This window comes from Pseudomonas sp. PDM04, assembly GCF_014851765.1.
GTDB lineage: Bacteria > Pseudomonadota > Gammaproteobacteria > Pseudomonadales > Pseudomonadaceae > Aquipseudomonas.
The window spans coordinates 600780-613898 of the sequence record NZ_JACVAI010000001.1 but is presented as its reverse complement, the minus strand read 5'-3'; the positions used below and the strand labels follow the sequence as shown (position 1 = coordinate 613898).

General features: G+C 48.8%; 13 protein-coding genes. 12 read left to right on the top strand and 1 reads right to left on the bottom strand.

The window, feature by feature from the left end:
* Positions 1-7: 7 nt before the first annotated feature.
* From IB249_RS02810 to IB249_RS02795, 4 genes are all read left to right on the top strand, one after another.
* On the top strand, positions 8-1261 hold the full coding sequence (locus IB249_RS02810) for a glycosyltransferase family 4 protein (protein ID WP_192301985.1): 1254 nt from the start codon (positions 8-10) through the stop codon (positions 1259-1261).
* Positions 1258-2220 carry a UDP-glucose 4-epimerase family protein gene (locus IB249_RS02805; protein ID WP_192301984.1) on the top strand — a complete coding sequence of 321 codons (963 nt, stop codon included), beginning with the start codon at positions 1258-1260 and terminating at the stop codon, positions 2218-2220. The genes IB249_RS02810 and IB249_RS02805 overlap by 4 nt, the downstream gene beginning before the upstream one ends.
* A 114-nt stretch (positions 2221-2334) precedes the next feature.
* Positions 2335-3351: an MraY family glycosyltransferase gene (locus IB249_RS02800; RefSeq protein ID WP_412547988.1), complete on the top strand. Its 1017-nt coding sequence runs from the start codon at positions 2335-2337 to the stop codon at positions 3349-3351.
* Positions 3352-3466: 115 nt separating this feature from the next.
* Positions 3467-5461 carry a polysaccharide biosynthesis protein gene (locus tag IB249_RS02795; RefSeq protein ID WP_192302820.1) on the top strand — a complete coding sequence of 665 codons (1995 nt, stop codon included), beginning with the start codon at positions 3467-3469 and terminating at the stop codon, positions 5459-5461.
* A gap of 108 nt (positions 5462-5569) precedes the next feature.
* On the opposite strand, the gene IB249_RS02790 is transcribed toward IB249_RS02795, so the two are convergent.
* Positions 5570-6322 (bottom strand): class I SAM-dependent methyltransferase, encoded by a 753-nt coding sequence (locus IB249_RS02790; protein WP_192301983.1) that lies wholly within the window; start codon positions 6320-6322, stop codon positions 5570-5572.
* Positions 6323-6900: 578 nt separating this feature from the next.
* Here IB249_RS02790 and IB249_RS02785 point away from each other — a divergent pair.
* The 8 genes from IB249_RS02785 to IB249_RS02750 all read left to right on the top strand — a co-directional run bounded on the left by IB249_RS02785 (position 6901) and on the right by IB249_RS02750 (position 13045).
* The gene (locus tag IB249_RS02785) at positions 6901-7593 is read left to right on the top strand and encodes a WbqC family protein (RefSeq protein WP_192301982.1); all 693 of its coding nucleotides are present in this window, start codon (positions 6901-6903) and stop codon (positions 7591-7593) included.
* Positions 7590-8531, top strand: a complete 942-nt coding sequence (locus IB249_RS02780) for a glycosyltransferase family 2 protein (RefSeq protein ID WP_192301981.1) — start codon at positions 7590-7592, stop codon at positions 8529-8531. Before IB249_RS02785 ends, IB249_RS02780 begins: the two co-directional genes overlap by 4 nt.
* Positions 8528-9340: a phytanoyl-CoA dioxygenase family protein gene (locus tag IB249_RS02775; protein ID WP_192301980.1), complete on the top strand. Its 813-nt coding sequence runs from the start codon at positions 8528-8530 to the stop codon at positions 9338-9340. The genes IB249_RS02780 and IB249_RS02775 overlap by 4 nt, the downstream gene beginning before the upstream one ends.
* Before the next feature lie 61 nt (positions 9341-9401).
* Entirely contained in the window at positions 9402-10394 is a 993-nt protein-coding gene (locus IB249_RS02770; protein ID WP_192301979.1) for a class I SAM-dependent methyltransferase, read from the top strand.
* Positions 10394-11062 (top strand): class I SAM-dependent methyltransferase, encoded by a 669-nt coding sequence (locus tag IB249_RS02765; protein WP_225606804.1) that lies wholly within the window; start codon positions 10394-10396, stop codon positions 11060-11062. The genes IB249_RS02770 and IB249_RS02765 overlap by 1 nt, the downstream gene beginning before the upstream one ends.
* Positions 11059-11724, top strand: coding sequence for an acetyltransferase (locus IB249_RS02760; RefSeq protein ID WP_192301978.1), 666 nt, complete (start codon positions 11059-11061; stop codon positions 11722-11724). The genes IB249_RS02765 and IB249_RS02760 overlap by 4 nt, the downstream gene beginning before the upstream one ends.
* Positions 11721-12638 carry a hypothetical protein gene (locus IB249_RS02755; protein ID WP_192301977.1) on the top strand — a complete coding sequence of 306 codons (918 nt, stop codon included), beginning with the start codon at positions 11721-11723 and terminating at the stop codon, positions 12636-12638. Before IB249_RS02760 ends, IB249_RS02755 begins: the two co-directional genes overlap by 4 nt.
* On the top strand, positions 12635-13045 hold the full coding sequence (locus IB249_RS02750; RefSeq protein WP_225606803.1) for a GtrA family protein: 411 nt from the start codon (positions 12635-12637) through the stop codon (positions 13043-13045). Before IB249_RS02755 ends, IB249_RS02750 begins: the two co-directional genes overlap by 4 nt.
* Positions 13046-13119 lie beyond the last annotated feature (74 nt).

Here is a 13119-nt window from a genome sequence, read left to right as displayed (position 1 = left end):
AGATTCGATGAGTAAGCCATTGAAAATTCTGGTTGTCAGTCAATACTTCTGGCCGGAGAACATGCGAATCAATAACCTGGTCGAAGGTTTTGTTGCAAAAGGCCATGAGGTGACGGTGCTGACAGGGTTTCCGAATTACCCTGAGGGGAAGAAGTTCGAAGAGTATAAGCGCGAGCCAGAACAATTTTCGACCTATCAGGGGGCAACTGTCGTTCGTGTCCCGATGCTCGCTCGCGGTAACAGTAGTGTGTCACTTGCGCTTAACTACCTTTCTTTTTTCCTCAGTGCCTCGGTCGTTGGTCCCTGGAAACTGCGGGGGAAGAAATTCGACTCGATTTTTGTGTATGCCGTTTCCCCGATCATGGCTGCTATTCCAGCATTAATGATCGGCTGGATAAAAAAGTCTCCAGTTTTTATCTGGATTCTTGATTTGTGGCCGGAAACGCTCAGTGCGGTGGGAATTATAAAGAATCCAAGCTTACTCTCTCTGGTCGGCAGAATGGTTTCTTTCATCTATAACCGTGCCGATTATTTACTGATGCAATCGAAGTCTTTCGATGAAAACGTCAGAAAGTATTGTACGAAATCTATTTCCGGTGAACGCCTGGTCTATTTTCCAAGTTGGGCGGAGGACGATTTCTCGACTGGAGCATGTGAGGAGTCTGATCTGATCCAGGCGGATAGCTCGGTTTTCACCGTGGTTTTTGCTGGAAATATTGGCGAGGCTCAAGATTTTCCTGCGATTCTCAGAGCGGCTGAAAATGTCGGTGAGGAAGTTCCCGTGCGCTGGGTCATTGTAGGGGACGGACGGGCCAGCGGTTGGCTGCATGATGAGGTTTCAGCGCGCGGTTTAAGTAATGTGTTTCTTCTCGGGCGTCATTCTTTGGAGAAGATGCCACCCTTGTTCGCCAAGGCTGATGCATTACTGGTTTCGTTGAAAACGAATGAAGTCTTCGAGAAGACCATTCCAGGCAAGGTTCAGGCATACCTTGCTTCGGGACGGCCAATTATTGCGATGATCGATGGAGAGGCGGCTCGGGTAGTGGGTGAGTCCGGAGCTGGATTGGCGTGTCCTTCTGGAGACTCCCAGGCACTGGCCGATATCGTCCGTGTAATGGCTAAACTGAGCCCAACGCAGCGAGATGCGATGGGTGCAGCAGGTAAAGCTTTCTATACCGAGAATTTTTCCAAGGTCGGATTGTTTGATCGTCTGGAGGAACTCTTTCACACAGCCAGTTTGAGAAGGAACGAAAAGCGATGAGCAGGATACTTTTGACGGGGGTATCCGGTTTCGTCGGAGGGGCCATTCACGCTCGGCTTGTGCAGGATAATTGCGGAGCGCTGACGGTTGCGTTGCGACAACCTATGCCACAGCTGCCCACATCAACGACACAAGTATTGGTTCCTGCGATAGATGGCGATACCGATTGGACGGAGGCGTTGATAGGGGTCGATGCAGTCATTCATAGTGCCGCCCGCGTGCACGTGATGAACGATAATTCAAATGACCCGCTGGCTGAATTTCGCAAAACGAATGTGGCGGGAACACTTAATCTTGCGAGACAGGCAGCAGCGGCGGGGGTACGACGCTTTATCTATATCAGTTCGATCAAGGTCAATGGCGAAGGAACTGCGCCTGGTTCCCCTTTTTTGGCAGATGCTGCACCAGCGCCGGTTGATCCTTACGGGGTTTCAAAAATGGAAGCTGAACAAGCATTGCTTGCGCTCGCCGGGCAAACCGGAATGGAGGTTGTGATCGTGCGGCCGCCGCTGGTTTATGGGCCCGGGGTAAAAGCCAACTTTCACAATATGATGAAATGGCTGAAAAAGGGCATCCCCCTGCCTTTCGGCTCAATACCCAACCGACGTAGCCTTGTCGGACTGGATAACCTGGTTGACTTTATTGTTGTCTGCCTAAGGCATCCGGATGCGGCTGGTCAGACCTTCCTGGTGAGCGATGGCGAAGATCTGTCGACATCCGAGCTGTTGCGCAGGATGGGAACGGCGCTCGGGATACCGGCTCGCTTGCTCCCGATTCCTAGCTGGATGTTGGAATTGGGGGCTTCGATGCTGGGGAAAAAAGATCTATCTCAAAGGTTGTGTGGCTCGCTTCAGGTCGATATCTCAAAGAATAAAGAACTGCTCGGCTGGACGCCTCCCAATAGCGTAAATCAATCCCTGTCAAAGACCGCCCGACATTTTTTGAAGAATGTGGGTTAGTTGCGTCAATGCTTGGTGTGTCTTGGTGAGTTGAGTGACAGGGGCGCCCCCTATTTATTACAGGACGCACTGATCAATCGGTAGTGTATTTTTGCTTCAGGACTAAAATTGTTGATTACAACCTTGTGGCTGTTCGCATTAGTAACGGGAGCTTCATTCCTGATGACTTGGCTGTTGCGCCGTTACGCTATTGCCAGCAGTCTGATGGACATGCCTAACGGGCGCAGTTCCCATTCTGTTCCGACGCCTCGCGGCGGAGGGGTGGCGATAGTGCTGAGCTTTTTGCTCATGCTGCCAGTTTTGGCATTTTCGGGGATGCTTGGATGGCCGGACACGTGGGCGCTTCTAGGCGCGGGGGCCTTGGTGGCCAGTGTGGGTTTCCTCGATGATCATGGACATATCGCCGCCCGTTGGAGATTGTTGGCGCACTTTGGTGGCGCCGCCTGGGCATTGGCCTGGATTGGCGGTATGCCTCCGATCCAGGTTGCAGGCTCGTTAGTTGACCTGAGCTGGGTAGGGCATGTCCTTGCAGCTTTCTATCTCGTTTGGATGCTTAATCTCTATAACTTTATGGACGGCATCGACGGAATCGCCAGCGTCGAGGCAATGTGTGCATGTCTTGGTGCGAGCCTCGTTTACTGGTTGATGGGACAGCCAGGATTGATGTTCACTCCGTTGCTGATGGTGGTTGCAGTCAGCGGTTTTCTTTACTGGAATTTCCCCCCGGCCCGAATCTTCATGGGGGATGCTGGCAGTGGATTTCTCGGGCTGATTCTAGCCATCATGTCCTTGCAAGCGGCCTGGGTAGACCCGGCTCTCCTATGGGTTTGGCTGATTTTGTTGGGGGTTTTCATTGTCGATGCCACCTTTACGTTGGTGCGACGACTGTTGCGCGGCGATAAGGTCTATGAGGCTCATCGCAGCCACGCTTATCAGTATGCTTCCCGTTTGTACGGGCGCCATTTACCGGTGACCCTGTCTGTGGTCGCAATCAATGTGTTCTGGTTGCTTCCCGTGGCGGTGTGCGTCGTTTGGTGGCAATTGAATGGCGTATTGGGATTGATCCTGGCTTATTTTCCCCTGATCGTTTTGGCGGTCAGGTTTCATGCCGGAGAGCTCGAGAAACCTTGATCATCATGCCGTGGCATCGTAATTTTCGCGGTCGTTTTCTCAAGCGTTGAGTGGTGCTGCTGTACACTCTTGCAATGGAACATGTTTAGGAGCTGGCGCAGTGCAAAAAGGGTTCATGGATAAGCTGAGAGCAAACATGTTGGGATTACCGAGGCGCTACAAGCGTGCCATACAGGTGGTCACCGACGTTGTCTTGGTCTGGCTCGCCCTATGGTTGGCCTTTTTGGTTCGTCTAGGTATCGAGGATGCTTCGGGGCCCGTTGAAACGCACGCTTGGCTTTTCATCGCTGCACCTATTGTCGCCATTCCAATTTTTATTCGTTTTGGTATGTATCGTGCTGTGATGCGTTACTTTGGCAATGATGCGTTAATTGCTATTTCCAAAGCTGTAAGCCTTTCGTCATTATTGCTAGCCCTTGTTGTATTCTGGTATAGCAATCACACGGCAGTGGTGCCCCGTTCAATCGTCTTCAACTATTGGTGGTTGAGTTTGATCATGATTGGCGGCCTGCGTTTGATCATGCGCCAGTATTTTCTCGGCGACTGGTTTTCAGCCTCTCAGCATGTACCTTTCTACAATCGCGACAACGGTCTGCCCCGAGTAGCTATTTATGGTGCAGGTGCGGCGGGCAACCAATTGGTTGCGGCATTGCGCATGGGAAGAGTGATGCGGCCCGTCGCGTTCATCGACGACGACAACAACATCGCTGAACGTGTGATTGCTGGGTTGCAGGTTTATAAGCCCAAGCATATCCAGGAAATGATCGACGCCACCGGTGCCGAAGAGGTCCTGCTGGCGATTCCTTCTGCCAATCGTGGCCGTCGGCGCGAGATTCTGGGTTTTCTCGAGCAATTTCCGTTGCATGTGCGCAGTGTCCCGGGCTTCATGGATCTCGCAAGTGGGCGAGTGAAAGTCGATGACATTCAGGAAGTAGACATCGCAGATTTGCTAGGCCGCGATTCCGTCCCGGCGCAGAGCGAACTGCTGGCTCATTGTATTACCGGGCAGAATGTACTGGTTACAGGGGCTGGGGGCTCCATAGGCTCGGAACTCTGCCGCCAAATCATCGCGTTGAAACCTAAATCTCTGCTCTTGTTCGAACACAGTGAGTTCAACCTCTACTCGATTTTATCGGAGCTTGAACAGCGTATCCAGAGAGAGTCGTTGTCCATTCGGCTTCTGCCTATTCTGGGGTCGGTACGCAGTCAGGCGAAACTGATAGATGTTATGAAGACCTGGCACGTTGATACTGTCTATCACGCTGCGGCTTATAAGCATGTCCCGATGGTTGAACACAATATTGCAGAGGGCGTGTTAAATAATGTCATAGGGACTTTGAACACTGCTCAGGCTGCGCTGCAGGTGGGCGTCGCAAACTTTGTACTGATTTCTACGGACAAAGCGGTTCGGCCTACCAATGTGATGGGCAGCACCAAGCGACTTGCTGAGTTGACGTTGCAGGCACTCAGCCGAGAGGTCGCTCCAATCTTTTTCGGCGACACGGCCAACATCTCTCAGTTAAACAAGACACGTTTCACCATGGTCCGCTTTGGTAATGTGCTGGGATCTTCTGGGTCCGTGATTCCCTTGTTCCACAAGCAGATCAAGTCAGGGGGCCCTCTAACTGTCACACACCCAAAAATCACTCGCTATTTCATGACTATCCCGGAGGCAGCGCAACTGGTCATTCAAGCAGGTTCTATGGGACGGGGCGGAGATGTGTTCGTCCTGGACATGGGGGAACCGGTGAAAATCGTCGAACTTGCGGAAAAGATGATCCATCTATCTGGTTTGAGCATTCGCTCTGAGAAAAATCTGCAGGGTGATATCTCGATCGAATTCACCGGACTGCGGCCGGGAGAGAAGCTTTACGAAGAGTTGCTGATCGGAGACAACGTGGAAGCCACGGAACATCCTATGATCATGCGCGCGAATGAAGATCACTTACCTTGGGACGCTCTCAAGATCCGTTTGGGTGAACTTCTGAAAGCTATCGATCATGACGATTACTCTCGAGTACGACAACTTCTACGAGAAACCGTCAGCGGTTACACCCCGGACGGCGATATCGTAGACTGGATTTATCAACAGCGCCGCCTTGAGCCCTGAAAGCCAATGCATGTTTTTATAGGTCGACGATTTTTATAAAAGAGAAAATTTTCTGTCCATGGGCGTATGCTAAAGTTTGAGCATAACGCCCAACGATTTTCTGTCTTCTTATGGTTTTGTGGCTACGACAAGAAGCGAGCCGCCAAATGGCAGACTTACGCCCATCTTCATCAGCGTCAACTCAAACTTCATTACCAGCTCCAAGCTTTTATTGATCCAGTGTGGAATATGAAATTCAGTCATTGGGTCATATTCGCCTTTAGAGGGGCGCACTCGAGAAAGCCACATTAAGGGAACCAATAGGCTTACAAAGGATGATGTATATTTAGTCGACAGTCCTGCACTCTCAATTTTTTGTATCAACTCTGACCTAGAGTAACGTCGAACGTGGCAGGCAAATTCATCTACTTCAGACCACAACCATTTGTGTTGTGGGACAGAAATCAATAGCGATCCTCCCGGTCTTAATGCGCGCGCCAAGTTATTGATAGCCAGTTCGTCTTGCTCGATATGTTCAATTACGTCGAAAGCCCCAATGACATCATACTGAGCTATGTCCTCCATCGCTGTAGCATCTATTTGAAGAAACGTCGCCGTCGGAATTCTCTTTCTGGCATGTACCAGGCCTTCTTCAAAATACTCAGAACCATAGAGATTGGCATCCGGATAAGCCTTACGTACACCATTCAGAACAAACGCAGTGCCGCAGCCGACTTCGAGAAATCTGTTGAATGGGCCCACTTGTTTTTTCAAGGCCCACAGAATCACCCTGTTTCTTGCGCGGAACCACCAATGCTTGTCTTCCTCTGCCGCGAGCAGCTCGAACGATTCAGAAGGGAACGGTTGCCGAGTAGAGGTCATCCTTGGTAGTACCTGTAGTAGAGATAAATAAGCATATAGACGCGTATGACCAAATTTCGATTCGGTAGAGCTTAAATACCCTAATCAGCGTTTTTTTTCCAGTGGTTGGGCCCGGTTCTCTGCATCGGCCGGACGTTTACAGTCATTTCGCGGGAGGCTCCCTGCTTCAAGTGCAGCCTGACGAATCTCATGCTGCTCAATCGACTCCATCTTTCGGTTTTGGCGCAGAAAGGATTGGCTGATCCAGATCACCAGGCGCGACCCGTGCCCGATGCATCATGAAGCTCAGGCTTCGTTGGGAAAATCAATATCCCGAATCTCCCTAAGCAAAATTAAATCGCCGATATTTATGCCACATCGGTTGAACTCCTCGATGGTGTAAGTTGACTGCATGGCGTGTAACGCGCAAAATCCAGTATTTTTCCTGTGTGGTCGTTCCAGGGGCGTGCGCCTCGGATTTGACAAGCTTAGATGGGAGGCGCCTAGTCAATGCTGTTATCAAAAAGCGAGTATGAGTCAAATCTGTTGAATTCGTAGAGTTGGCATGAATGACAGCAAGGAGCAAAGGTGCAATTCAAATGAAAAAAGTCGCAATATTACAATCTAATTACATACCATGGAAAGGATACTTTGACCTTATTGCGGCAGTAGATGAATTTATTCTATATGATGATATGCAATATACGCGACGTGACTGGCGTAACCGCAATCAAATCAAAACGCCACAGGGATTAAAGTGGCTGACAGTGCCGGTTGAAGTGAAAGGGAAGTATTATCAATCAATCAGAGACACTAAAATTGCAGAGGGTAACTGGGCGGCTGAGCATCTTAAAGCGTTAGTCCTTAACTATTCTCGCGCCCCCTATTTTGAGGAGGTAATGAGCTGGCTGGCGCCGCTATATACCAATGAGGTTTCATCGGATATTTCCTCTCTTAATCTGAAATTCATAGTAGCCATCTGTAGTTATCTTGGTATCGATACAAAGATAAGCAGCTCTTCGGACTATGAGTTAGTCGATGGAAAAACTGAACGATTAGTCGGTTTGTGCCTGCAAGCGGGTGCCACTGAATACGTGTCGGGGCCTTCAGCAAAAGACTATATAGATCCTTCCATTTTTTCCGACAAAAATATAGAACTTACGTGGTTCGATTATAACGGCTATGCCGAATATCCTCAGCTGTGGGGAGAGTTCCAGCACGGCGTCACCATTTTGGATTTACTGATGAACTGCGGTGGCTCGGCAAAAAAATCGATGAGGTTTGTTAAATGAAGCTGTCTATTGTCGCGACACTTTATAAATCGGCGCAGTACATAGAAGAGTTTTGCCATCGGGCGCGGACGGCGGCATTGGAATTGGTGGGTGAAGATTATGAAATTATCTTGGTCAACGACGGCTCTCCGGATGAAAGTTTAAGAGTCGCAAAGAACATTGCCAGTGAGGATTACCATCTATGTGTGGTTGACCTATCGAAAAATTTTGGTCACCACAAAGCGATGATGACAGGTTTGCAGCAAGCAGTCGGTGACCGGATTTTTCTTATCGATAGCGATTTGGAAGAAGATCCTGAGTGGCTCAATCTATTCGCCGAGTGTATGACAACTCACCAATGCGACGTTGTTTATGGCGTGCAAGGAACCCGAAAAGGCGGAGTGGCGGAGCGACTGAGCGGGCCGCTTTTTTATAGAGCATTTCGGGTGCTGACGGGAATCTCACAGCCCGACAATATAGTCACTGCTCGCTTAATGACGAATCAATACGTAAAGGAATTGCTTCGTCACGAAGAGAGAGAGCTGAATATCGGCGGTCTTTGGATGATTACGGGTTTCGACCAGCGTTCGTTGATGATCGTAAAGAAGGCGAGCAGCCCTACCACCTACTCGCTGCGCAGCAAATTGAGCCATTTTGTTAATGCGGTGACATCCTTTAGTAGCTTGCCGCTGGTGTTCACGTTTTATGTGGGCGGTATTATTTCTCTCACTGCGCTTTTGTTCATCATTTATTTGGTTTCTCTGTATCTTTTTGGTTCTGCTCCACCTCAAGGTTATACTTCTATTGTTGCATCCATTTGGTTGTTTTCAGGGCTGATTATTTTTTTTATTGGCGTTCAGGGTATTTATATTTCAAAAATATTTACAGAGGTCAAGCGTCGTCCCTACACGATTATTCGCTCGATTTATCGGGTTGAGCGCCAGGAGCTATCCAAATGATCAATCAAGATATTCCAATCAAGGCATACGGTGTTTTGGATAATTTCAGAACGAACGCAACAACTGATATTGCCGTCGAACAGTTGCGTACCATTGGCTATGCGGTGATTGATTCGGGAATGTCCCGGCCTGAAATTGATGATATTGCTGAGCGATTTGCCAGGGTTTCTGATAACTATATTCGCGAACATGGACGGCCTGCACTGGAGGCCATCAATGAAATCGACACAATTCGCGCTTTGCTTGCACAAGGGGATGAAGCTTTTTTGCAGCTCGCGATGAATCCGCTGCTAATGTCTGTAGTCAAGGAAGTGATAGTCGGGAAATTTATACTGAATCAACAAAACGGTATTATTAATCCGCCACAGCAGCAATATAGTCAATCAGCTTGGCATCGCGACCTCCCTTATCAGCATTTTGTATCATCAAGACCTCTGGCGGTAAATGCTCTGTACTGTATTGATGATTTTACCTCGATGAATGGCGGAACCTTTGTTCTACCTGCCTCTCACAAAATAGAGCAGTTTCCGAGTGAGGACTATATACGCCGCAATGCTGTGCAGGTTAACGCTAAGGCTGGCTCATTTATTGTATTGGACTGCATGCTTTATCATTGCGGGGGGTACAACTCGACAACGTCGCCTCGTCGAGCGGTCAATCATCTGTTCACAGTTCCCTACATTAAACAGCAGATAAATTTGTCTCAAGCGACAGCCGGGCAGATACTAAGCCCTGAGCAGAAGTCTTTTCTAGGCTACGACTACCCGATACCAGACTCGGTAGGCAGTTATCTTAACGGTAGAAAATGATCAGTTCGAACCCGTAAATCTGGTTATTTTCAAGAGTTTAACAGAATAAGGATGGCGTATTATGACCGGTTTAGTTTACTGCTGCCCTGTCACGAAGGAACCTCTTAGAAAAGAGGACAGATTTTATGTGTCTGAGTCGGGAGCTACCTACGAGCTCCTGTCATCGGTGCATGGTAGCGACATACCTGTATTTGTTTCTTCGAACCAATTGTCCGGTGGGGATGTCACCTCTAGAGCCATGTATACAAAAAATGGCGCGGAAGAAGCCTACGATAATTTTCTGGATTGGCTATTTTCAACATTCAATCAAGATGAACGCGAATTTCGTCTAGGTTTAATTGAACGTCTACACATCAAACCAGACCACAAAGTGCTGGTGACTGGGTGTGGGCTTGGTGATGATTTAAAGTATCTGTACCCGATGCTCAAGGAGCACGGCGAGTTGTATGCTCAGGACCTGTCTGATTTGATGATCGCAGCGACTTCAAGGCGAATGCAGGAACAGTTTTCCGGCTGCACGAATTTGCATCTTTCCGTCTCTAATGCTTCAGCGCTGCCTTATCCTGATGGCTACTTTGATGCCGCCTATCATTTTGGCGGGATTAACTTATTTTCCGATATACCGTCAGCGATCGCCGAAATGGCAAGGGTGACCAAGGTCGGTGGTCGGGTGTTGGTTGGTGACGAAGGCGTTGCTCCGTGGCTCAAGGATAAAGAGTTTGGGAAAATTGCCATTCGCAACAATGCCTTATGGGCTTCGGAAGCACCTTTGAAATATATTCCGGAACATTCGAAAGACATAAATCTATCTTGGGTTTTGGGTAACTGTTTTTATATTATTGATTTTACTGTCTCAGATAGCCTGCCATTTATGGATATCGATCTTAAACACAAAGGCGCCCGAGGCGGTTCTATGCGGACACGCTATTTTGGGCAACTGGAGGGGGTTGATCCTGACCTGAAGGGGCTCGTACAACAGGCAAGTTCGGAAGCCGGAATCAGTGCGAGTCAATGGGTCGAGGACGCGCTTCGCTCGCGACTGAACGCAAAATAATGAAATTGGCCAACATCCAGATGACGAGCGAAGAGGCAAGAGTGGAAAAGAAAAATATCTTGACCGAGGTCTCTGACTATTATACTCAGAAACTAGCTGAACATGGGCGGACCGCCAAAGGAGTTGACTGGAATGGCGTTGAAAGCCAGACCCTAAGATTCCAACAACTTTGCAAACTAATTCAGGCTCCCTCATTTTCGATTATAGATCTAGGCTGCGGTTATGGTGCTCTGCTTGAATATCTCGATAATCTATACACAGAGTTCTCATACCTCGGCGTCGATATATCCGAAGCAATGATCGAGTCTGCAAAGTCTCGCTTTCAGAATAGCAAGAATGCTGAATTTATCGCAGCCAGCGAGCCTCAGCGCTTAGTGGATTACTGCGTTGCCAGCGGAATATTTAATGTCCGCTTGGAGCGCTCTGAGGATGAGTGGGCAAGCTACCTGCTCAATACTCTCGATGTAATGGATAAGTCTTGCACGAAAGGCTTCGCGTTCAATTGTTTGACCAGTTATTCCGATGAGCCTTTTAAACGTGATTATCTTTATTACGCCGATCCTGGTTGGCTTTTCGATATATGCAAGCGAAAATACTCTCATAACGTAGCATTGCTGCATGATTACAATCTTTACGAGTTTACGCTTATAGTGAGGAAAGCCAATTGAAAAAGAAACTGGTGATATTCGGTAGTGGGCAGATTGCTCAGTTGGCCCATTTCTATTTTTCAACTGATTCCAATTATGAAGTCGTGGCTTTTACTGTTGATCCTGAGTTCCTGAATGACACCACTTTTTGCGGGCTTCCAGTCGTTTCTTTTGACAGCGTAGCGGACCTGTACCCAGCGACAGAGCATGAGATGTTTGTCGCGTTGAGCTATTCCAAGCTAAATTCCATTCGGGCAAATAAATTCATTGCCACGAAGGAAATGGGTTATGCCTTGGCCACGTATTTGAGTTCCAAGGCTACTTACCTGAGCGATGCTCCGCCTGGTGAAAACTGCTTTATTCTAGAAGACAATACCATTCAACCGTTCGTGTCCATTGGTGATAATGTGACCCTGTGGAGCGGTAATCATATTGGGCATCATAGTATTATCGGAAGCCATTGTTTCATCGCCTCCCACGTGGTCATTTCAGGCGGCGTTAAGGTTGGCGAGTATTGTTTCGTTGGTGTCAATGCGACACTAAGGGACCACATCACCATTGGCGAACGTTGTGTGCTGGGTGCGGGCACTCTGATTTTGGGGGATGCGGAAGCAGACGGTGTTTACGTAGGGGCAGCCTCAACAAGATCGAAGATACCCAGTTCTCGGCTGAAAAACCTATGAACGGTAAGTGGCAAAAGCTCGGACTTCTTTACTGCCCCGGCTCAAAAAATCGGCATCAAAAGTTGATGAGTCACGCAGCGAATCCGTTACCGATCCATATCGACGGTGATATCTACCGTATATTTTATTGTGGTCGAGATGAGGAAAATCGATCATCAGTCGGCGCCGTGGATATTGATATTATCACGCGCAAGGTTGTTGAAGAGCATCACGCTCCTTTCTTCGCCCATGGCTCGCCAGGTAGTTTCCATGCTGATGGTGTGAGCATCGGTAACTGCTACGAGAGTGGTGGTCGCCAATACATGACTTTCATGGGGTGGCAATCACCGACTCAAGGGCATTGGCGTGGAGATATTGGCCGCATAGAGATACAGGATCTTGCTTTTGTTGTCGGTACCGAAGAGTTACTGATGGGGATGGATGACGAAGACCCCGTCAGTCTCGCTTACCCTTGGGTTGAGGCGCGAGAGACAGGTGGCTTTGATATGTGGTACCCGTCTGTGGTCTCCTGGGAGGCGGGGAACGGGGAAATGCTGGCGGTCGTCAAACACGCTACCTCAACGGATGGAAAGCAGTGGCTGAGACATGGTGCGGTTGTTCCTTACGCGCTGGGGGTTGCCCAGGCGTTTTCACGACCCAGTGTTTTGCATTCTGATGATGACGGCCTTCATATGTGGTTTTCCTACCGCGCTGGGACCGGGCAATCCTATCGAATCGGGCATGCTGTCCTGTCCAAGGATGGCCAATGGGAACTGGCGCTCGACCGTCTCACCATCGATGTATCCAGTACAGGCTGGGATAGCGAGATGGTGGAGTATCCTTTTGTGTTCCGGCACGACGACCAGATTTACATGCTTTATAACGGCAACGGCTACGGGAAGACGGGCTTTGGCCTAGCGGTGCATAGAGGATGATTGAATCATTAAGGAAATATCGGCGAAGTGAGCTGATGACACAATTGATTCGCTATGCGATTACAGGTGTAGTTATCAATGGTGCGGGATTCGGCGTCTACTTGTTTTTGACTTGGCTAGGCCTGAACCCGATAGTGACAATGAGTTGCCTTTATTGCATCGCCGTCACGCTTAATTTTTTCGGGTCGAAAAATTTCGCATTTAAGCATCAGGGCTCATACGGTAGTGCTGCCGTGCGCTACCTTCTTGCGCATTTCGGCGGATATTGCATAAATTTGAGCATATTGCTATTTTTTCACGATTCTCTGGGTTGGCCGCATCAATGGGTCCAAGCAGGTGCGACGGTAGTGGTGGCTCTTTATTTATTCATCACTTTCAAGTTATTTGTCTTTCACGCTCGCTCGTAAACCCTAGGTTGCTTGTTGTTGACTTAGGTTGTTTTAAGTGACCTGAATTAAGGCTTCGAAAGTTTATCAAGGCT